General features: G+C 72.8%; 19 protein-coding genes and 1 pseudogene. 15 read left to right on the top strand and 5 right to left on the bottom strand.

Annotated features, from left to right (window positions below):
- Positions 1–138 precede the first annotated feature (138 nt).
- Positions 139–1,293 carry an HAD hydrolase-like protein gene (locus G6R25_RS10475; RefSeq protein WP_205447031.1) on the top strand — a complete coding sequence of 385 codons (1,155 nt, stop codon included), beginning with the start codon at positions 139–141 and terminating at the stop codon, positions 1,291–1,293.
- A gap of 5 nt (positions 1,294–1,298) precedes the next feature.
- Here G6R25_RS10475 and G6R25_RS10470 read toward each other — a convergent pair whose 3' ends face one another.
- Entirely contained in the window at positions 1,299–1,637 is a 339-nt protein-coding gene (locus G6R25_RS10470; protein WP_163552824.1) for an alkyl sulfatase C-terminal domain-containing protein, read from the bottom strand.
- Between the two features lie 193 nt (positions 1,638–1,830).
- On the opposite strand from G6R25_RS10470, the gene G6R25_RS10465 reads away from it, so the two are divergent.
- The 8 genes and pseudogenes from G6R25_RS10465 to G6R25_RS10430 all read left to right on the top strand — a co-directional run bounded on the left by G6R25_RS10465 (position 1,831) and on the right by G6R25_RS10430 (position 10,454).
- Positions 1,831–2,046 (top strand): hypothetical protein, encoded by a 216-nt coding sequence (locus G6R25_RS10465; RefSeq protein ID WP_235826442.1) that lies wholly within the window; start codon positions 1,831–1,833, stop codon positions 2,044–2,046.
- Positions 2,047–2,063: 17 nt separating this feature from the next.
- Complete coding sequence (locus G6R25_RS10460) at positions 2,064–3,005, top strand: TlyA family RNA methyltransferase (RefSeq protein WP_163552828.1); 942 nt, start codon at positions 2,064–2,066, stop codon at positions 3,003–3,005.
- Positions 3,002–3,889, top strand: coding sequence for an NAD kinase (locus G6R25_RS10455; RefSeq protein ID WP_163552823.1), 888 nt, complete (start codon positions 3,002–3,004; stop codon positions 3,887–3,889). The genes G6R25_RS10460 and G6R25_RS10455 overlap by 4 nt, the downstream gene beginning before the upstream one ends.
- Positions 3,890–3,963: 74 nt before the next feature.
- Positions 3,964–5,718, top strand: a complete 1,755-nt coding sequence (gene recN, locus G6R25_RS10450; RefSeq protein WP_163552822.1) for a DNA repair protein RecN — start codon at positions 3,964–3,966, stop codon at positions 5,716–5,718.
- A gap of 96 nt (positions 5,719–5,814) precedes the next feature.
- Positions 5,815–6,767 (top strand): annotated as a pseudogene (locus G6R25_RS30320) (aldo/keto reductase).
- 329 nt (positions 6,768–7,096) lie between these two features.
- Positions 7,097–7,927 carry an antibiotic biosynthesis monooxygenase family protein gene (locus G6R25_RS10440; RefSeq protein WP_163552821.1) on the top strand — a complete coding sequence of 277 codons (831 nt, stop codon included), beginning with the start codon at positions 7,097–7,099 and terminating at the stop codon, positions 7,925–7,927.
- Between the two features lie 53 nt (positions 7,928–7,980).
- Positions 7,981–9,834: a CTP synthase gene (locus tag G6R25_RS10435; protein WP_163552820.1), complete on the top strand. Its 1,854-nt coding sequence runs from the start codon at positions 7,981–7,983 to the stop codon at positions 9,832–9,834.
- Entirely contained in the window at positions 9,831–10,454 is a 624-nt protein-coding gene (locus tag G6R25_RS10430) for an NUDIX domain-containing protein (RefSeq protein ID WP_163552819.1), read from the top strand. Before G6R25_RS10435 ends, G6R25_RS10430 begins: the two co-directional genes overlap by 4 nt.
- Before the next feature lie 96 nt (positions 10,455–10,550).
- On the opposite strand, the gene G6R25_RS10425 is transcribed toward G6R25_RS10430, so the two are convergent.
- Both G6R25_RS10425 and G6R25_RS10420 read right to left on the bottom strand, forming a co-directional pair.
- Complete coding sequence (locus G6R25_RS10425) at positions 10,551–11,495, bottom strand: PKD domain-containing protein (RefSeq protein WP_163552818.1); 945 nt, start codon at positions 11,493–11,495, stop codon at positions 10,551–10,553.
- Positions 11,492–12,169, bottom strand: coding sequence for a hypothetical protein (locus tag G6R25_RS10420; protein ID WP_163552817.1), 678 nt, complete (start codon positions 12,167–12,169; stop codon positions 11,492–11,494). Before G6R25_RS10420 ends, G6R25_RS10425 begins: the two co-directional genes overlap by 4 nt.
- Positions 12,170–12,253: 84 nt before the next feature.
- Here G6R25_RS10420 and G6R25_RS10415 point away from each other — a divergent pair, with 84 nt between their 5' ends.
- Complete coding sequence (locus tag G6R25_RS10415; RefSeq protein ID WP_235947977.1) at positions 12,254–13,432, top strand: site-specific tyrosine recombinase XerD; 1,179 nt, start codon at positions 12,254–12,256, stop codon at positions 13,430–13,432.
- Between the two features lie 164 nt (positions 13,433–13,596).
- On the opposite strand, the gene G6R25_RS10410 is transcribed toward G6R25_RS10415, so the two are convergent.
- Positions 13,597–13,815, bottom strand: coding sequence for a hypothetical protein (locus G6R25_RS10410; RefSeq protein ID WP_009742848.1), 219 nt, complete (start codon positions 13,813–13,815; stop codon positions 13,597–13,599).
- Positions 13,816–14,270: 455 nt separating this feature from the next.
- Between G6R25_RS10410 and npdG the strand changes: the two genes are divergently transcribed.
- Both npdG and G6R25_RS10400 read left to right on the top strand, forming a co-directional pair.
- Positions 14,271–14,954: an NADPH-dependent F420 reductase gene (npdG, locus tag G6R25_RS10405; RefSeq protein WP_136448631.1), complete on the top strand. Its 684-nt coding sequence runs from the start codon at positions 14,271–14,273 to the stop codon at positions 14,952–14,954.
- 12 nt (positions 14,955–14,966) lie between these two features.
- Positions 14,967–15,806, top strand: a complete 840-nt coding sequence (locus tag G6R25_RS10400; protein WP_163552816.1) for a helical backbone metal receptor — start codon at positions 14,967–14,969, stop codon at positions 15,804–15,806.
- A gap of 117 nt (positions 15,807–15,923) precedes the next feature.
- On the opposite strand, the gene panB is transcribed toward G6R25_RS10400, so the two are convergent.
- On the bottom strand, positions 15,924–16,835 hold the full coding sequence (gene panB / locus G6R25_RS10395; RefSeq protein WP_163552815.1) for a 3-methyl-2-oxobutanoate hydroxymethyltransferase: 912 nt from the start codon (positions 16,833–16,835) through the stop codon (positions 15,924–15,926).
- Between the two features lie 389 nt (positions 16,836–17,224).
- On the opposite strand from panB, the gene G6R25_RS10390 reads away from it, so the two are divergent.
- From G6R25_RS10390 to G6R25_RS10380, 3 genes are all read left to right on the top strand, one after another.
- Complete coding sequence (locus G6R25_RS10390) at positions 17,225–18,136, top strand: TetR/AcrR family transcriptional regulator (RefSeq protein ID WP_235947976.1); 912 nt, start codon at positions 17,225–17,227, stop codon at positions 18,134–18,136.
- Between the two features lie 220 nt (positions 18,137–18,356).
- Positions 18,357–20,333: a threonine--tRNA ligase gene (thrS, locus tag G6R25_RS10385; RefSeq protein WP_163552826.1), complete on the top strand. Its 1,977-nt coding sequence runs from the start codon at positions 18,357–18,359 to the stop codon at positions 20,331–20,333.
- A gap of 222 nt (positions 20,334–20,555) precedes the next feature.
- Entirely contained in the window at positions 20,556–20,735 is a 180-nt protein-coding gene (locus tag G6R25_RS10380) for a hypothetical protein (RefSeq protein ID WP_163552814.1), read from the top strand.
- Positions 20,736–20,758: the final 23 nt, after the last annotated feature.

Here is a 20,758-nt window from a genome sequence, read left to right as displayed (position 1 = left end):
TGGCCCGGGCATGGCCCGGGCATGACCCGATCGGCTGCCGGGGTCGTCCCGGCGCCGCCGTCCCCCGCGGCCGGCAGGCCCGCGACCAGCGCGACTCCGGGAGAGCCCCCCGTGCCTTCAGATCTTACCGCCGACCTGGTGGCCGAACCTCGCGATGCGGCCCGGTCCGGCCCGTTGCGCGGCACGGACCGGCCGCTCGCCGACCTGTTCGACGTCGCCCTGATGGATCTCGACGGCGTGGTGAACCGCGGCGGGGCCGCGGTGCCGCACGCCCCGGAGTCGATCGCCGCCGCCGGCCGCTGCGGCCTGCGCACCGTCTACGTCACCAACAACGCCCTGCGCCCACCGGCGGAGGTCGCCGACCGGCTGACCGGGTTCGGGGTGCCGGCGCGGGCCGCGGACGTCGTCACCTCCGCGCAGGCCGCGGCGCATGTGCTCGCCGGGCGGCTGCCCGCCGGCGCCCGGGTGCTCCTGCTCGGCGGGCGGGGGCTGCGCCAGGCGCTCACCGAGGAGGGGCTGACCCCGGTCGACTCCGCCGAGGACGCCCCGGTGGCCGTCGTCCAGGGATTCGACCCCGATCTCACCTACGCGCGCCTGGCCGAGGCGACCTACGCGATCCGGGCCGGCGCCTGGTGGGTCGCGAGCAACGCCGACCGGACGGTGCCGACTGAACGCGGCATCGCCTCGGGCAACGGCGCGGTGGCCGCCTTGCTACGTGCCGCCACCGATCAGGAGCCCCTGGTCACCGGCAAGCCGGAGGCGGCGATGCACCGGGAGTCGATGCGCCGCAGCGGCGCCCGGAATCCGGTGATCGTCGGCGACCGGCTCGACACCGACATCGAAGCCGGATACCGCTCGTCGACGCCGACCCTGCTCGTCTTCACCGGGGTCACGACGCCGTCGGAGCTGCTCGCCGCGCCGCCCGCGCACCGCCCGACCTACCTGGCCGCCGACCTGCGGGGCCTGCTGCATCCGGCGCCGCAGGTGCGGGCGCGCCCCGAGGTCGGGCCGTACGCCGCCGGCTGCGGCGGGTGGATCGCCCGCGTCGACGGCGGCGAGCTGAGCTGGGCGGCGGACCGCGGCGGCCACGGCCACGGCCACGGTGAGGACGCCGGCGAAGGCGCCGGCACCGGTGAAGGCGCGGACGCGGACGCGGGGGACGGACTCGACGCGCTGCGGGCCGCCTGCGTGGCGGTCTGGTCCGCCGCTGACGCGGGCGGCGCCGTCCACACGATCGCGGCCGACCGGCCCGAGGGTTGCGCGGACCTGGTCGCGCCCGCCGGCACGCCCTGACGTCGTCAGAGCAGGGAGCGGACCCGCAGCAGGTCGCGCACGCTCGCGTCGACTTTCAGCCGGCCGCTCGTCCAGGCGGACAGCACCGACAGTCGGCCCTCGGTCACCGCGACCAGATCGTCGCTGTTCACCGTCAGGGTGATCTGGGCGTCGTCGCGGTGGCCCTCGCCGACGTCGCGCAGGCAGCCGTCGCGCAGCTCGCCGGAGAAGGCGGTCTCGAGATCCGGGATCCGGCAGAGGATTGTTCGGTCGGGGGCTCGGGGTGGGCGGCCCTCGGCGGCGAGCCGGTCCAGCCGGGCGGCAATGGTACGGAATGCGGACTCACACTGTGACCTGTCGGCCATCGGCGGATCCGGCCTCCTTCGGCTCGGTTCGGGGCCCCGTCGGCGGGGGCCCTCCCATGGTGCCTCCCGCTGGGTGGCAGATGTCCCCAGGACGGCCCGCTCGGGCCCCGCGGCGGGCCACGAGATACGTCGCATGACCCACGTTGCGGGGGAGGCGTCGCACCATCGACGCAGAATGCGGGAGGCTGACACAGTGAGCACCGAGAACCTGCCCGCCGAGATCCGGGACGCGCTTGCGCGGCTGGAAACCCTCGACGTCGTGGCGACGTCGGAACATGTGGAGGTCTTCGAGGAGATGAACCGCCGACTGGCCGACGCCTTGGCCGACCTGGACGGGTCGGGTGGCGGCGCGGTGGCCGAGGCCGATCGGGTGCGACCGCGGCCGGGTCCAGCCCGGCCGGTTCGGTGAGTCGAGCAGGGGGCGTGGTGTCCCGTCGCGTACGCCTGGACAGCGAGCTCGTCCGGCGCGGTCTCGCCCGCTCGCGCGAGCAGGCCGCGGCAGCGATCAGCGCCGGGCGGGTCCTAGTCGGCGGCATTCCGGCGACGAAGGCCGCCACCGTCGTCGACGGTACGACGTCGATCGCCGTGTCCGAGAGCGACGACCCTGGTTGGGCGTCGCGCGGAGCGCACAAGCTGCTCGGCGCCTTCGCCGCCTTCGGCGTCCCCGCCTTCGACGCCGAGCCGTCCGCGGGCGCAGTCGCCGGTCCCGGCGCGGATGCGGATGCGGATGGCGTGGCCCACCTCGAGCCGGTCGAGCCGGTCGGGGCGGCCCCGGGCGGGCCGCTGGTGGTGGCTGGGCGGCGCTGCCTCGACGTGGGGGCGTCCACCGGGGGTTTCACCGACGTGCTGCTGCGCCACGGCGCGGCGTCGGTCGTGGCGGTCGACGTCGGCTACGGGCAGCTGCTGTGGCGGCTGCGTTCGGATCCGCGGGTGCGGGTGCTTGACCGGGTCAACGCGCGCGCGTTGACTCCGGCAGAGGTCGGCGAGCCGGTCGAGCTGGTCGTCGGGGATCTGTCGTTCATCCCGCTGCGGTTGGTGCTGCCGGCGCTGCGGGGGTGCGCGGCGCCGGATGCGGACTTCGTGCTTCTGGTCAAACCGCAGTTCGAGGTGGGTCGGGAGCGGCTCGGCGCCGGCGGTGTGGTCCGCGATCCGGCGCTGCACGCCGAGGCGGTGCGCGAGGTCGCCGCCGTCGCGGGTGGCCTCGGCCTCGGCGTTCGGGGCGTGACCGCGAGTCCGCTGCCCGGCCCGGCCGGCAACGTGGAGTATCTGCTCTGGCTCGCCGCGGGGGCGCCGCCGCTCGACGAGGCCGCGCTCGTCCACGCCATCGAGGCCGGCCCGGCCGGGAGCGGACCGGAGAGTCCGGCATGACCCGGGAGATCCTCGTCGTCACCCATCCGCGCCGTTCGGTCGTGCGGGAGAGCGCCCAGCGGGTGATCGAGGGGCTGGCCGCGGCCGGGGTGTCGCCGCGGGTGCTGCGTGACGAGGCCGAGCAGCTCGACCTCACCGGCGCGACCATCGTCCCGCACGACTCCGACGCCGCGGTCGGGGTGGAGATGGTGCTCGTCCTCGGTGGTGACGGCAGCCTGCTGCGCGGCGCGGAGTTCGCCCGCGGTGCCGACGTCCCGCTGCTCGGCGTCAACCTCGGCCATGTCGGTTTCCTCGCCGAAGCCGAACCGGACGCGCTGGAATCCACCATCGACCACGTCGTCCGCAAGGACTACACGGTGGAGGACCGGATGACCGTCGACGTGACGGTTCGCCGCCGCGGCAAGATCACCTACTCCGGCTGGGCACTCAACGAGATGTCGCTGGAGAAGGCCGAACGGGCGCGGATGCTCGAATGCGTCCTGGAGATCGACGGCCGTCCGCTGTCCCGGTGGGGCTGCGACGGGGTGATCTGTTCGACGCCCACCGGGTCGACGGCGTACGCGTTCTCCGCCGGCGGTCCGGTGATGTGGCCGGGGGTCGAGGCGCTGCTCGTCGTCCCGATCAGCGCGCATGCGCTGTTCGCCCGGCCGCTCGTGCTCGCGCCGAGTGCCACCGTCGCCGTGGAGATCCTGGAGCCGGTGCCCGGCGTCCTCTACTGCGACGGGCGGCGCCTCGCCGAGGTGCCGGCCGAGTCGCGGGTCGAGGTTGTCCGCGGCCGGCGGCCGGTGCGCCTCGCCGTGGTGCGTCCGCTGCCGTTCACCGACCGGCTCGTCGCCAAGTTCGGCCTGCCGGTGGCGGGCTGGCGGGGCCGCAACGGGCGGTGAGCGTGCGTCGGCGGCGGTGTGGATGTCCACCGGAGGATGTCGGCGGACCCGGTGGGACGGCTAGAGTTCGGGGCGTGCTCGAGGAGATTCGCATCCGCGGCCTCGGGGTCATCGACGACGCTGCCCTCGATCTCGCCGCCGGCCTGACCGTGGTCAGCGGCGAGACCGGTGCTGGCAAGACCATGATCGTGCAGGGTCTGGGCCTGCTCGCCGGCGGCCGGGCTGACTACGGTCTGGTCCGGCCGGGGGTGGAGCGGGCGTTCGTCGAGGGGCGCCTGGTCATCCCGGTGGACTCCGCGGTCGCCAAACGGGTCCGCGACGTCGGCGGCGACCTCGACGACGACCCCGGCGGCGCCGTCCTCGTCGTCGGCCGGACGTTGACGTCGGAGGGCCGGTCCCGGGCGCAGGTGGCGGGCCGCTCGGTGCCGGCGAGCCTGCTCGCGGAGATCGTCGAGGACCTCATCGCCGTGCACGGCCAGTCCGAGGCGCAGCGGCTGCTGCGCCCGTCCACCCAGCGCGCGGCGCTGGACCGCTTCGCCGGCGCCGCCGTCGCCGAACCGCTGGCCCGCTACGCCGTGGTGTACGCGGAGCTGCACCGGGCCGCCCGGGCGCTCGCGGAGGTCACCGAACGGTCCCGGGAACGCGCGCAGGAGGCCGAGTTGCTGCGGATCGGCCTCGCCGAGGTGGAACGGGTCGAACCGGCGCCGGGCGAGGACGTCGCCCTCGACGCGGAGCTGACGAAGCTCGAGCACGCCGAGACGCTGGTGCGCTCCGCCCGCACGGCGCACGCGGCGCTGCTCAGCGACCCGGCGTCCGGCTCCGACGACCCCGGTGCCGTCGACCTCGTCTCCGCGGCCCGCCGCGTCATCGCCGGCGACGCCGACCTCGACGCCGACCTCGCCGCCCTCGGCGCCCGGCTGACCGAGGTCGGCATGCTGCTCGCCGACGTCGCCGCCGACCTCGCCTCCTACGCCGAGAGCATCGACGCCGACCCGGAACGCCTCGCCGACGCCCAGAACCGCAAGGCCGCCCTGACCGGCTTGACCCGCGCGCACGGCACCGACATCGACGGCGTGCTCGCCTGGGCCGACCAGGCCGGCCGCCGGCTGCTGGAGCTCGACGGCGCCGGCGAGAGCGCCGAGACCCTCACCGCTCGCCGCGACGAGCTGACCGCCGAGCTCGTCCGCCTCGCCGTCACGGTCAGCGAGGCCCGGTCGGCGGCGGCGGCCCGTTTCGGCGAGGCCGTCGCCGCCGAGCTCGCCGGCCTCGCGATGCCCCGCGCCCGCGTCGAGGCCGCCGTGGCGCAGCGCGACGACCCTGCGGGCCTGCCCGTCGGCGACCGGCGCGTCGTCTTCGGCCCGGCCGGCGTCGACGACGTGGAGTTGCGCCTCATCCCGCATCCCGGCGCCCCGGCGCGGCCGGTGCAGAAGGGCGCCTCCGGCGGCGAGCTGTCCCGGGTGATGCTCGCCATCGAGGTCGTCCTCGCCGCCGACGACGCCGGCTCCACGATGGTCTTCGACGAGGTCGACGCGGGCGTCGGCGGCCGCGCCGCCGTCGAGATCGGCCGCCGTCTCGCCCGCCTCGCCCGTACCCACCAGGTCATCTGCATCACCCACCTGCCGCAGGTCGCCGCGTTCGCCGACCGCCACCTCGTCGTCGACAAGGCCGACGACGGCTCCGTCACCCGCAGCGGCGTCATCACCCTCGACGACGCCGGTCGCGTCCGCGAGCTGTCCCGGATGCTCGCCGGCCAGGAGGAGAGCACGCTGGCCCGCGGCCACGCCGAGGAACTCCTCGCCGCCGCCGCCGCCGACAAGGCCCGCCCCTGAGGCTCTGAGCCCGGCCGCGGGCTTGTCTTAGCGTGCGCTCGAACACCTAGGGTTGACCGCTGACGGCGTACGGACCGGCAGGTAGGGAGCAGCGGCATGCATGAGGTCAATCTTGGTGGACTGAACGTCTCGGCTCAGGGGCTGGGCTGCATGGGGATGAGCGAGTGGTACGGCGCCACCGACTGGGACGAGTCGATCGCGACGATCCACCGGGCGCTCGAGCTGGGCGTCACGTTCCTGGACACCGCCGATGTCTACGGGGCCGGGCACAACGAGGTGCTGGTCGGGCGGGCCATCCACGACCGCCGGGACCAGGTGCAGCTGGCCACCAAGTTCGGCATCGACCGTTCCGGCGGCGACGGCGCCCGGGTCCTGCGCGGGGAGGGAGCGTACGTCAAACGCGCCTGCGAAGCCTCGCTGCTGCGCCTCGGCGTGGATGCGATCGACCTGTACTACCTGCACCGGCCACCGCAGACCGTCGAGATCGAGGAGACGGTCGGGGCGATGGCCGAACTCGTCACGGAGGGCAAGGTGAAATACTCGGGCTGTCCGAGGTCGACGGCGTGCTGCTGCGGCGGGCACACGCCGTGTACCCGATCGCGGCGGTCCAGAGCGAGTACTCGCTGTGGACCCGTGACCCCGAGACGTCCGTCGTCGACGTCCTGCGTGAGCTGAACGTCGGGCTGGTGCCCTACTCCCCGCTCGGCCGGGGCTTCCTTACCGCGACCGTCGACGGCGCCGCTCTCGGCGAGCGCGACTTCCGCGCCCGCAGCCCGCGTTTCGTCGGTGCAGCCGGCGAGGCGAACCGCGGGATCGCGCAGGCGGTCGCCGAGATCGCCGCCCGCAGGAACGTTTCCGCGGCGCAGGTCGCCCTCGCCTGGGTGCACGGGCAGGCCGACCGGCTCGGTGTCCCGGTGGTCCCGATCCCCGGTACCAAGCGCCGCCGCTGGCTGGAGCAGAATGCCGGCGCGCTCGACCTCACCTGGCCGCCGGCGACCTGGCCGTCCTCGACGGCCTCGACGGCCTCGACGGCCTCGACGTCCAGGTGATCGGCGCCCGTTACTGATCGCCCGCCGCTGATCTCGCGCGTCGGGTCTCGCGCGTCGGATACCCGCCTCCCGATTGTCTCCGCACACCGGCTCGGTCAGGCGCGATACAGATTGTTTTCGGGAAATTGTCAAGTCGGTTGACGTGCCCATCGGCCACGCCTAGCTTTGATCGAAAATCCGTGCACGAACCGCATAAGCGCCGTACATGTCGGCACATTCATAACGCACGCCGGCCACCCCGATTGGGAATCCGACCGGGTGCTTGCCCCGTAGGCCGGTGCGGACGACTGCCCGAGCAGTCCTTTCGATCCAGCGAAACGGAGCAGCCGATGACTCCAACGACGTCCCGGAACTTGATCGACGCCCGCCGTGATGACGCGGCGACCGTGCTGGTCAACTATTGGTACACGGCCAGCCACGACGACGCCCTCGACGACCTGCACAACGTCGTCGAGCAGTGGAGTACCGCCCCGTGGCCGCAGGAGCTGCTGTCCTTCAGCTCCTACCTGAGCATCGACGGGCACACCGCGCTGACCTTCGTGCAGAGCACCGGTAGTGATTCCTACCGCCCGTTCGTGCGGTCGCTACGGGTCCCCGCCCGCGCAGAGGCCGTCGAGTACCGGCCGCACCGCAGCATCCTGCTCGCCGACCCGCCGCCCGAACCAGGCTGCGTGGTCGTTGCGACCTTCGACGTCGACGGTCCCGAGCGCCAGGCGTACATCATCGACGCCGTCATCAATGCGATCGAACAAGCACCGCCCGCGGCGAACCGGGGGATGATCTCCGCCAATTTCTTCGTCAGCACCGATGGCACGCGCGTCCTGAACTTCGCCGAGTGGACCTCCGACGAGGCTCACGAGGCATTTCTCGACGGTGTGGCGAGAGCCGCCGCCCTGCGCGTCTCCCAGTCCATACCCAGGGTTCGCCCGATCGGCCACCGACGTCTTCACGTCCACCGGGTTCTGGAACCAGCCGCCAGCCGGCCAGCGGCTGATCTTGCGCGCGGGGCCGTCGACCGCGAGCGCCGGAGGCGCCGGCTCCGGGTGGTGGGGTCCCAGGAGGATCGTCGGAGGCGATCGGACGTGGCCCCGTGTGGCGGCCTGGGACCAGGGGTCCCCGCGATGCGCCGGAGGCGCATCGCGGGGGAGGTGTTACCGTGAAGTCCCGTGGAGGCGTCGGGTCCGGACCGGCGGCGTGACCACGGGAGTTCCACGTGGGCCAGGTGCATGTTACGAAGCACATCTTCGTCACCGGCGGGGTCGCGTCCAGTCTCGGTAAGGGACTGACCGCATCCAGCCTCGGGCGGCTTCTCAAGGCTCGCGGACTGCGGGTCACGATGCAGAAGCTCGACCCCTATCTCAACGTCGATCCCGGCACGATGAACCCGTTCCAGCACGGTGAGGTGTTCGTCACCGACGACGGGGCCGAGACGGATCTGGACATCGGCCACTACGAGCGGTTCCTCGACGTGAACCTCGACGGCAGCGCGAACGTGACGACCGGCCAGGTGTATTCGGCGGTCATCGCCGGTGAGCGCCGTGGCGACTACCTCGGCCAGACGGTGCAGGTCGTCCCACACATCACCGACGAGATCAAGGATCGGATCCGGCGGCTCGCCAGCAACAGCGTCGACGTGGTCATCACGGAGGTCGGCGGCACCGTCGGCGACATCGAGTCGCTTCCCTACCTGGAGGCAATCCGCCAGGTCCGCCACGAGGTCGGCCGGGACAACGCGCTGACCGTCCATGTCAGCCTGGTGCCGTACCTGGCTCCGTCGGGGGAGCTGAAGACCAAGCCGACGCAGCATTCGGTGGCAGCGCTGCGCAGCATCGGCCTGCAGCCGGACGCGGTGGTCTGCCGTTCCGACCGGCCGCTGCCCGACTCGTTGAAGAAGAAGATCGCGATGATGTGCGACGTCGACGACGAGGCGGTCGTCGGGGCGCCGGACGCGAGCTCGATCTACGACATTCCCCGGGTGCTGCACCGGGAGGGCCTCGACGCCTACGTGGTGCGCCGGCTGGGGCTGGCGTTCCGCGACGTCGACTGGACCGAGTGGGACACGCTGCTGCGCCGGGTGCATCATCCGGTGAACACGGCGACGGTCGCGATCGTCGGCAAGTACGTCGACCTGCCCGACGCCTACCTGTCGGTGACCGAGGCGTTGCGGGCCGGCGCGTTCGCCACCGACACCCGGGTCGAGCTGCGGTGGATCACCTCGGACGAGTGCACCACGCCGGAGCAGGCCGCCGCCCATCTCGACGGGGTCGACGGGATCATCGTCCCCGGTGGTTTCGGGATCCGCGGCATCGAGGGCAAGCTCACCGCGCTGCGGCATGCCCGCGAGACCGGCTTGCCGACCCTGGGGATCTGCCTGGGCCTGCAGTGCATGGTCATCGAGGCGGCCCGCGGGCTCGCGGGTCTCGACGGGGCGAACTCCACCGAGTTCATGTCCGACACCCCGCACCCGGTGATCTGCACGATGGCCGACCAGCACGAGGTCGTCGCCGGCACCAGGGACATGGGCGGCACCATGCGCCTGGGCCTGTACTCGTGCACGCTCGCCCCCGGCACGGTCGCCCGCCGTGAGTACGGGGCGCCCGAGGTCGCCGAGCGTCACCGTCATCGGTACGAGGTCAACAACGACTACCGCGAGCGGCTCGCCGCCGCCGGGCTGGTCTTCTCCGGCACCTCACCGGACGGCCGGCTGGTCGAGGTCGTGGAACTGCCCGCCGACATGCACCCCTACTACGTCGGTACCCAGGCGCATCCGGAGTTCCGGTCCCGGCCGACGCGGGCCCATCCGCTGTTCCGGGGGCTCGTCGCCGCGGCGATCGCGCACGCCGACCGCCGCCGCGGGGTGCTGCCCGTCGACCTGCCGGACGCGGACACCGCCGCCACGCCGAACCTGGGTCCCGAGGATGACGCCGCGGTGCCGGCTGCGGCCGGCACGGGGCACGCCGGGGGCGCGGGGGGCACGTCCGGTCGGGGTGGTGGCGGTCGGCGTGGCGCTGGTGGTGCCCGTCCGGGGGCTGCCTCGAACGGCACGGCCGCCCTGGTGGCGCCGTGACCGCGCAGGCGCACCGCTACGAGGTCACCGAGAGCGCCCTCGCCTACGAGGGGCGGATCATCTCCGTCCGCCGCGACCAGGTGCGGATGCCCGAGGGCGATGTCTCTCAGCGCGACGTCGTCGTCCACCCCGGTGCGGTGGGTGTGGTCGCACTCGACGACGGCGGTCGGGTCGTGATGGTGCACCAGTACCGCCACCCCGTCGGCGGCCCGCTGTGGGAGTTGCCCGCCGGCATCCTCGACGTGGCCGGGGAGCCGGCGTCCGTCGCCGCGGCCCGGGAGCTCGCCGAGGAGACCGGGCTGCGCGCCGACCGGTACGACCTGCTCGTCGACGTCTGGTCCTCGCCGGGGATGACCGACGAGGCCTACCGGGTCTTCCTGGCCCGGGACCTGCGCGAGATCCCGGCGGCGCAGCGATACGTGCCGGTGCACGAGGAGGCCGAGATGGGCCTGGCGCGCATCGACCTCGACGAGGCCGTCGCGCGGGTCCTGCGTGGCGAGATCACCAACGCGATGGCGGTCGTCGGACTGCTGGCGGCGGCGCGGGCCCGGGCGGCGGACTTCGCCGGCCTGCGCCCCCTCGGCGCCCCCTGGCCGGCTCGCCCGGCCCACCGCGGCTGACACCCCACCTCCGCCCGGCCACGAGCATCGGCTGACGGCTGACGGCTGACGGCTGACGGCTGACGGCTGACCAGGACGGGACTCGCCCCCGCCTGGTCAGTCGTTGTGGACCAGCACGCCGGCGGCCTCGTTGACGACGAGGCCCTGGGCGGCGGCGAGGGTCACCGGGGCCAGCGGGAACGCGTCCGCGACGCCGGGCAGGGTGAACGTTCCGTCCCAGGTGACGGTGAGAGCCACCTGGTACTGCCCCGGCTGGGCGTAGTCGTGCGACACGTACGCCTCGGGATGCTCACGTGGGGAGATCGCCGAGTCGTAGGGCCGCCCGGGCGCGTCGGGGCCGGTCGCGCCGTCGCCGAACTCCCAGCGGTAGTGGGGGACCGCGCTGATCGTGGCGACGACGGGCTGGTCGACGTTGAACGTGTATGACTCCGGCACGGGCGTGTAGAGGATCGTCGCCAGGTTCGCGAAACTGCGCCCGGACGGCGCGATGACGATCGACGGTTTCGGTAGGAGCTTGTCCCGCAGGTAGTCGGCGAGTGCCGCCTGCACGGCCGCGATCGGCACCGCGTCGTCGGGCAGCAGGTAGTTGTTGCACCCGGCCATCGTCTGGTCGAACTGGGCGCGCTCGGCCGGCGTCATCGCCGGGTCGGCGCCCACGAGCTCATACAGTTCGCAGACCGCGGCGGGGTCGTCCGGGCAGTCCTGCCCGCAGGAGGCCCGCCTCGGGACGCCCCCGTCGGCGTCGGCGGCGATCCGTTCGAGCATCCCGTTGTGGTAGCGGTACTGGTAGCCGTTGGCGGTGGCCCGGGTGTCGCAGCTTCCCCACAGCACGCCGACGCACGGTATTCGGGTCTGGTCGCCGGGAGCCGCGGCGGCGCGGCCGGCGCTGGGCAGCCCCGACAACCCCGGCAGTGCTGGCAGCCCCGGGCCGGGCAGCAGTCCGCCGAGACCCGCGAGCAGCACAAGCGCGACGGCGAGCACCGCCACCCGGGGAAGCGCCCGCCGGCCGGGCCGGTCCGAAGGCGTCTGCGGGACCGTCATGGCGGCCCCGGGGCGTAGCGCAGGGTCTGGATCCGCCAGCCGTGCTGGGTGAGGGCGAGCTCGGCCGTCGCAGCCCGCGTGGGCACGCCGGGGGCGTCGGCGGCGTGCCGCCCGGCGAGGTCGAGCAGCCCGACGGCGCTGGTGTGCAGGGTGAAGGTCACCGCGGTGACGAGCCCGGACCGAGGCTGGGCGGACAGGTCGCTCACCCGGTAGGCGCCGGCATCGGCGTGCAGGCCGCGCTGCTGGAGCGACCGGGTCACCCCGACGTCCAGCGCGCACGGCTGGCAGCCGGCGAGGGCCGTCGGCGCGATCACGGCGAGCCGTCCGGCCCGGGTGGCGTCGTTGATTTCGCGGAAGTACGCCTCGACCGTGCGGGCGGCCGCGGCAGGCGCATCGTCGGATCCCTCCCCCGGGGCCGAGATGCCAACCCCGGGGGAGGTGCCGGCCGCGCTGGCGGGACCGGCGGAGTTGGCGGGACCGGCGGAGTTGGCGGCGGACGGGTCGCCGGCCGACGCGCCAGGGCGGGCCGGCGCCGCGGCGCCGGCGGCCCCGTGGCGGTCGCCGCCGCAGCCCGCGAGCAGGCCCACTCCCGCGAGAAGGACGAGTGTCGTGACGGCGGCGATGAGGACCCCCAGCCGTGCGGCGCAGCGTGACGTCCAGGCGTCCGTCCGCACAAGTCGCCAGAATAGCCGCGGGAACCCGCCGTGTGGATAGGCCTCATCGGAGAACGCCGCGCAGGTCCTACTATCAGGTCGATGATGGGAGTCACCGATGGCGACCGGGCATCCCGGATGCGCCCACCCGCCGAGGCGGGCGGGTCGGTTGAGGCGGTGCGGCGGGGATCGCCGCCCGGCGGCAGCGGGCCGGCGCAGGCCCTCGATCATGGCGTGCCCGCGCAGCGGGGGGCGCCGGGGAACGTCATCGCGCGTTATCTCCATCATCTGGAGGGAGAACGGGGACTCGCCCACAACTCCGTCCTCGCCTACCGTCGCGATCTGCGTTGCTACCTGAACCACCTGTCGGCGCATGGTCTGTGTACGTTGGACGCGGTCGGTGAGGCGGAGGTTGCCGGCTTCGCCGCCGCATTGCGCGCCGGGGACGACACGCATCCGCCGCTCGCCGCGGCATCGGTGGCGCGGATGCTCGTCGCGGTGCGCTCGCTGCACCGTTTCGCCGCCGACGAGGGGGATGTGAGCGAGGACGTGTCCCGCCCGGTGCGACCGCCGACGCCGCTCCGCAAGCTACCCAAGGCGCTCGCCGTCGACCAGGTGACCGCGGTGCTCGCCGCGGCCGCGGGCACCTCGCAGGCAGGGATGGCGGGGGTGGCCGACCGGGCCGCGGATCCGGCGCCGGTGGAACCCGCCGAGGCGGTCCGCCGGTTGCGTGCCTCGGCGCTGCTGGAACTGCTCTACGGGACCGGTGCGCGGATCTCCGAGGCGGTCGGGCTGGATGTCGACGATCTCGATCTGGAGACCGCGGCGGTGCGCCTGCACGGCAAGGGCGGCCGGGACCGGATCGTGCCGCTGGGCCGGTGCGCCGTCGCCGCGCTCGCGGACTACCTGCGCCTGGGCCGGCCGAGTCTCGCGGGGCCCCGCTCGGGGGCGGCGGTCTTCCTTTCCCGGCGCGGCAACCGGCTGTCCCGGCAGAGCGCGTGGACGGTGCTGCGGACCGCGGCGGCCCAAGCCGGGGTCGACGGGGTTTCACCGCATGTGCTGCGGCATTCCTTCGCCACCCATCTGCTCGACGGGGGGGCCGACGTCCGGGTCGTCCAGGAGCTGCTGGGCCACGCGTCGGTCAGCACCACGCAGATCTACACCCTGGTGACGGTGGATCGGCTGCGGGAGGTGTATGCGACGTCACATCCCCGAGCGCTGGGTACGGGTCGGCCCGCTGCCGCCGCCGGCGGCTGGATCCCCGGGTACTCGGCCGGTGGGTGAGGGACCGGTCGGCCTCGCGCGGGCCGAGGCATCTCCACGTACTTGTGTTCGCATTCCCGCGTAACCGGCGCTGCCACAGCTGCGCCGGTCGTGCCCCCGTTCGGGTGGTACGGCACCGCGGGCGGCGCTGCCGCCGCGGTGGCTGTGCGTTCCGCAAGCCGGCTTCAGGACGGGGTGTAGGGCCCCAGGCTCGGCATGCCGTTCGACGGCGCGGACGTCGGCACTCCGCCGACCCCGCCGACCGCCTGCGTGCTCCGCTCGGCGAGAGTCTCGCCCACCTTGCGTGCGATCGCTTCCATCAGGCGCAGTGCCTGCGGCAGCGACAGGTTCAGCACCACTTCGCTGTCGTTCGTCATCGCGAAGCGAACCGATACGTCCGCCATTCCTCGACCTCTCTCGCCTGATTCGGAAGATCTGCTCGATGCGTGTGAAACCGAACGGTACGGCCCATCTGGGACCAATGCACGCCCGGGGTTACCGGGGGCGCCGCCGACCTCGCTTGGCGTGGGCACCCGCTCACCTATTGTGGCGGTCCATGAGTTGTAACTCTCTGTCACGTGCGCTGCTCATCTGCCGGTAGCGACGCGTGTGGGCCCCGTCAGGTCCGGCCGAAGTCCCAGCCGGGTGGGGACGGGTGAAGCAAGCACGTAGCTGTCCCGTTGTTCATGCATAGTCCCTCATTGCCCCCGGCTGTCCGCGAGGGGGTGGGCTCGTGGCTGGACGTCGCGCCGGAGGGTGAACGTCTCGGTTCCCACCGTTCTGGCAGTGGTCCGGAGACTGATTCCGGCCCGTCATCCGGACTCGCGCGGCGAACGGCCCAATCGGGCAGGATGACAGGGTGACCTCGACTGACCAAGTCCTCCCGGACGTCCCCACACTGACGATCGGCATCCTCGGCGGCTCCGGCCCCCAGGGCGGCGGCCTTGGCCTGCGCTTTGCCGCGGCCGGCCATCTTGTTCTCATCGGCTCCCGGTCGACCGAGCGCGGCCAGGAGGCGGCGGCCAAGCTCGCCGGCCCCGGGCGTCGCATCGAGGGCGCCGACAACGCCACCGTCGCGCAGCGTGCCGACGTCGTGATCGTCGCGGTCCCCTGGGACGGTCATCGAGAGACGCTCGAGGCGCTGCGGGAGCCACTCGCCGGGAAGATCGTGATCGACTGCGTCAACCCGATGGGCTTTGGCCCCGGCGGCGCCTTCGCGCTGCCGGTGCCCGAGGGCAGCGCCGCCCAGCAGGCCGCCGCCGTTCTGCCGGACAGCACCGTCGTGGGCGCGTTCCACCACGTCTCCGCCGTGCTGCTGGCCGACGAGGCGGTCGCGAAGATCGACACCGACATTCTCGTGCTCGGGGACGACCGGGCCGCTACAGACCTGGTCGCCGCGCTCGCCGAGCGCATCCCCGGGATGCGCGGCATCTACGCCGGCAAGCTACGCAACGCCGGCCAGGTCGAGGCGCTGACCGCGAACCTGATCTCGATCAACCGCCGCTACAAGGCGCACGCCGGCCTGCGTATCACCGACGTCTGACCGTCGCGGGCGATGCGGACGGAGACGGGGCCCCTCCCGGGCGCGCCGCACCTCGACGACCTCGGCTACCCGGTGCGGATCCCCGCGCCGGTGGGCCGGGTGGTCTCGCTCCTGCCCAGCCTGACCGAGTCGATCGCGCTCACCGCCCCGGGCCTGCTGGTGGGAGCGACGGACTGGTGCAGCCATCCGACGGGGCTCGCGGTGACCAGGGTGGGCGGAACAAAGAACCCGGACGTCGACGCGGTCGTCGCGCTCGCCCCCGACCTGGTCTGCGCCAACGCCGAGGAGAACCGCGAGCCCGACCTCGCCGCCCTGCGCGCGGCCGGGCTCGCGGTGTGGGTGACGGCGCCGAGGACCGCCGAGGCGGCCCTGGTCAGCCTCGACCGCATGCTGCGCCTGGCCTGCGGCGTGGCGCGTCCCCCCTGGCTCGACGCCGCCGAGGCGGCCTGGGCCGACTCCGCCGCCGACTCCAGCGATGCCGCCGCCCTTGATGCCGATGCCGGCACAGACGCCGCTCGTCCTGGTCCGCGCCGCCGTGCCCTGGTGCCGATCTGGCGCCGCCCGTGGATGGCGGTCGGGCGCGACACCTTCGTCGGCGACGTGCTACGCCGCCTCGGGGTGGACAACGTGCTGGCGGACTCGCCGCAGCGCTACCCGCGGTTCGACCCGGCCCGTCTTGCGCCGCATGACCTGGTCGTGCTGCCCGACGAGCCGTACGCCTTCAGCCCGACGGACGGGCCCGAAGCGTTCGCCGCCCCCGCGGTCTGCGTCTCCGGCCGCCTGCTGACGTGGTACGGACCATCGCTGGTCGCGGCGCGCCACGAACTGGCGGCGGCGCTGGCCAGCGCCTGAGGACCTGCCCGGGTCCGGCGAAACACGGGATCGGCGGCCGGACCGCGGTCGTCCACGGCCCGACCACCGATCATCGCGACGTTGACGTCAACGTCGACGTCAAGGTCGACCGGGCGGTCAGTAGCTGTGCTCGACCGTCGGGTACTGCCCGCCGCGCACCTCGTCGCGGTAGGCGCGTGCCGCGTCGCCGAGCACGGTGCGCAGGTCGGCGTACCGCTTCACGAAGCGGGGGACGTGCCCGCCGCTGAGTCCGGCCATGTCCTGCCAGACCAGCACCTGCGCGTCGCAGTCGGCTCCGGCGCCGATCCCGACCGTGGCGATGTGCAGCTCCTTCGTGACGCGCGCGGCGAGATCCGCGGGCACCACCTCCAGCACGACCGCGAACGCGCCGGCGGCCTCGATCGCCAGCGCGTCGGCGAGCAGGACCTCGCCGGCCTCGTCCCGGCCCTGCACCCGGTAGCCGCCCAGGGCGTGGATGCTCTGCGGGGTCAGGCCCAGATGGCCGATCACCGGGATACCCGCGCCGACCAGTACGGCGACCGCCGGGGCGACCCGCGCGCCACCCTCGAGCTTCACCGCCTGGGCGCGGCCCTCCTTGAGGAACCTGGTGGCGGTCGCGAGCGCCTGCTCCGGGCCGGCCTGGTACGACCCGAACGGCAGGTCGGCGACGACCATCGCGTGCGGCGCACCGCGCACCACCGCGCGCACGAGCGGGATCAGCTCGTCGACGGTGACCGGCACTGTCGTGTCATAGCCGTAGACGACGTTGGCGGCCGAGTCGCCGACCAGCAGGACGGGGATCTCCGCCGCGTCGAAGACGGTGGCGGTAGTGAAGTCGTAGGCGGTGAGCATTGACCATTTCTTGCCGCGGCTCTTCGCCGCCGCCACATCGCGGACCGTGAACCGCGACCGGCGTGGCGGCCCCGTCTCGGCCGGCGCGCCGTAAAGCGTCGCCGCCGTGCCCGCAGAGTCCGTGGGTTGTGGGTGGTCGTCGGGTGTCTGGTTACGGACAGTGCCTGACGAATCCATGAGCACTCCTGATGCGTCCGTCCGGGCGCTGGGCGTCCCGGCGTGCTGTCCATGCTGCCACGCTCGGGCCGCTGGGCCGAGTGGGCGGGAGCCGAGTGGGCGAGAGCGGTGCGGAGCGCGCATCCGGGGGGGGAATGGAACCGCCCGCCACGCCGCTGCCATGGCAAACGGATGCGCCTGGGCCTCCGGACACGTATGCTGATCTTGGAATGCGGCAGGAACACACGGCGCGACCAGGTGGCGGGTGGCCTATCCATGTGGATGCATCGGCACGGTGGTGACGGGATGGATAGCAGGGCAGACGGAGGGCGCGCCGCATGACGACCGCGGATGCGCCCCCTCCGCCCCCTCCGCGTCCCCGGCGTCCGGCCGACCGCGTGCCCTCCGGGGTGAAGACCCCACGCCCCCCCGGTCGCCCGCGGGATCCCCGCTGCGATGAGGCGATCCTCGACGCCGCCCTGCACGAGCTGGCCACCGTCGGGTTCACCAAGCTGTCCATGGAGGCGGTGGCGACCGGCGCCGGTGTCGGTAAGGGCACCGTCTACCGGCGGTGGCCGACGAAGGACGCACTGATCGTCGACGCCCTGGACACGCTGGCCGACAGCGTGGACGCCGTCGAGACCGGCTCGCTGCGCGATGACCTCGTGGCCTGGCTCAACGCCCTGCGCCGGCACAACATCCAGTCGCTGTCCGGGCGCATCCTGCCCAAGCTCGCCGCGGAGCGGTCGGCCCATCCGGAGCTGTTCGCCACCTATTCGCAGAAGGTGGTCGAGCCGTTCCGGCAGCGTGCGGCGGACCTGCTGCGTCGGGGCATCGACTCGGGAGAGCTCGCCGCCGATGTCGACGTGGACCTCGTCGTCGATATGCTCGTCGGCCCGGTTGCCTATCGCCAGTACATGAGTGGCAACCGTGAGGTGAGCGGCGCCCGCATCGGGAAGATCGTCGACACCGTCCTCGGTGGCATCCGGTGCCGCGACCGCGACCGCGACGGCGGGCTGCCGGAAACCGGTGCCGGCCCGGCGGCCGCCCCTGGTGCCGATGAGTCGGACGGCGGCCTGCCCGGCCCGGCCCTTCCCAGCGGCCCGGCCTCCGCCGGCCCCGCGGATGCGGCCCCGCCGGCGGGCCCCGCCGCCCGCCCGGGTGCAGCCGGCGGATCGGATTCCGGCGTCTACGCAGTCGGCGGACCCTACAGCGTCGCCGGCCCCTACAGCGTCGGCGGCCCTGTCAGCGTTGGCGGGACGCGCGGCCGCAGCGGGGGCGTACCCGTCTCGGGCCGTGCACGGCGTAGCGGCCCGGTATAGCCCCGGTGGGACACACCGGCTGGCCGGGCCGGTCGTTACGAATGGGCGCGGCGCGGCGGATCATCACCCTGAGTGATATCTCGTTGAGGGGTAAGCGCGTGCGCGAGTAGCATCGCGATCGGGTCAGGAAGGCCCGCTGTGGGTTCACCCGCAGGGCCGGCGGCATGTCGTCGGCGCGGTGGCCCCCGCGCACGCGTTCTACCTCAACAGGAGAATTCTGGTGTCCGACGTCCGCGTTACCGTCCAGCACGCCCAGCGCAGCGATCCGCGGGTGGTGCCGACTGGTACGACGGCCGCCGATCTGTTCGCCGACGACCGCGACGTCATCGCCGCCCTGGTCGACGGCCAGCAGCGTGACCTCGCGCATGTCCTCGACGACGGTGCCGTCGTCGAGCCCGTCGCGATCGACTCGCCGGCTGGGCGGGCCATCGTGCGACACTCGGCGGCGCACGTCGTCGCCCAGGCCGTCCAGGAGCTTTTTCCGAAGGCCCGTCTCGGCATCGGCCCGCCCATCGACAACGGCTTCTACTACGACTTCGACGTCGAGACCCCGTTCACCTCGGACGATCTCAAGGCCATCGAGAAGAAGGCACAGGCCATCATCAAGGCCGGCCAGCGGTTTTCCCGGCGGGTGGTCACCGAGGAGCAGGCCCGCGCCGAGCTCGCCGCCGAGCCGTACAAGATCGAGCTGATCGGGCTGAAGTCGCACGCGGGCGAGGACGCCGAAGCCAGTGTCGAGGTCGGCGCCGGTGAGCTGACGATCTACGACAACCTCGACGCGAAGACCGGCGAGCTGTGCTGGAAGGACCTCTGCCGGGGGCCGCATGTGCCGAGCACCAGGTCGATCCCGGCGTTCGCGATCCTGCGCTCGGCAGCGGCCTACTGGCGGGGCAGCGAGAAGAACCCGCAGCTCCAGCGCATCTACGGCACCGCCTGGGAGTCCCGCGACGCCCTCAAGGCCTATCAGACGAGGCTCGCCGAGGCCGAGAAGCGCGACCACCGCCGCCTCGGCGCCGAGCTGGACCTGTTCTCCTTCCCGACCGAGATCGGTCCGGGCCTGGCGGTGTTCCACCCCAAGGGTGGTGCGATCCGCACCGCTATGGAGGACTACGCGCGGCGCCGGCATCTCGAGGCCGGCTACTCGTTCGTCAACACCCCGCACATCACCAAGTCGGACCTGTACGAGATCTCCGGTCACCTGGACTGGTTCGCCGACGGCATGTACCCGCCCATGGAGCTCGACGGCGGCACCGACTACTACCTCAAGCCGATGAACTGCCCGATGCACATCCTGATCTACCGGTCGCGGGGCCGGTCGTACCGGGAGCTGCCGCTGCGGCTGTTCGAGTTCGGCACGGTCTACCGGTACGAGAAGTCCGGCGTCGTGCACGGCCTGACCCGGGTGCGCGGCCTCACCCAGGACGACGCCCACCTGTTCTGCGCCCGTGAGCAGCTGCCCGCCGAGCTCGACAGCGTGCTGAACTTCGTCCTGGGGCTGCTGCGGGACTACGGGCTCAGTGACTTCTACCTGGAGCTGTCGACCCGGCCGGAGGGCAAGGCCGTCGGCACCGACGCCGAATGGGAGGAGGCCACCGAGCTGCTGCGGGAGGCCGCGCAGAAGCAGGACCTGGAGCTCGTCATGGACCCGGGCGGCGGCGCGTTCTACGGCCCGAAGATCTCCGTGCAGGCCCGGGACGCCATCGGCCGGACCTGGCAGTTGTCCACCATCCAGGTCGACTTCCAGCTACCGCAGCGCTTCGACCTGGAGTACCAGGCGGCGGACGGCACCCGCCAGCGCCCCTTCATGATCCACCGGGCGCTGTTCGGGACCATCGAGCGGTTCCTCGCCATCCTGCTCGAGCACTACGCCGGGGCGCTGCCGCCGTGGCTGGCTCCGGTCCAGGTGGTCGGCATCCCGATCACCGAGGAGCATGTGCCCTACCTCGACGGCGTCGCCGCGAAGCTGGCGGCCCACGGCATCCGGGTGGAGGTCGACTCCTCCGACGACCGGATGCAGAAGAAGATCCGCACGGCGCAGAAGCAGAAGGTCCCCTTCATGCTGCTCGCTGGAGACGAGGACGTGGCCAAGGGCGCGGTGTCGTTCCGTTTTCGCGACGGCTCCCAGCGCAACGGCGTGCCCGTCGACGACGCCGTCGCCGAAATCCTCGACGCCGTCACCCGCCGCATCCAGGTTTGATCGATGTCACTCCCCGCCACATCCGCGTGTGACGGGGAGGGACAGCCTGTGTCCGGATGAGCTCGCCCTCCGTCTTTGCATCAAGTTCGCGAATTCGTCCCGAGGCCGGCTGATTACACTCGCGTGAAGGGTGTGGCCGTCGTGAGGGTATGGGATATGTCGTTGAGGGGCTGGTACCCGGCGTCGCCTTACGAACGGAGCCTCATCCGGCCTCGAGCACTGGTGGAATCGCTGGACGACATCAGCGATCAGGAAATTGTCTCCCTGGAGGAGGAGTTTGCCGAGCTCGTCCCCTTGTTCGATGCGCTGAGGGCGGTCGGGCGCACGCCATTTCCGGCTCGGGAACTGCAGGTGGGGTCGGATATGGGTAACTGGTCAGGTATTTGTTTGATCTTGGGTTAGCTGGTTGCGGGCATCCAGGCGCG

Origin of the sequence: Candidatus Frankia alpina (genome assembly GCF_902806485.1) — a bacterium.
Taxonomy (GTDB): domain Bacteria; phylum Actinomycetota; class Actinomycetes; order Frankiales; family Frankiaceae; genus Frankia; species Frankia alpina.
Note: the sequence above shows the minus strand (reverse complement) of the source record. Positions and strands in the feature narration are given on the sequence as shown.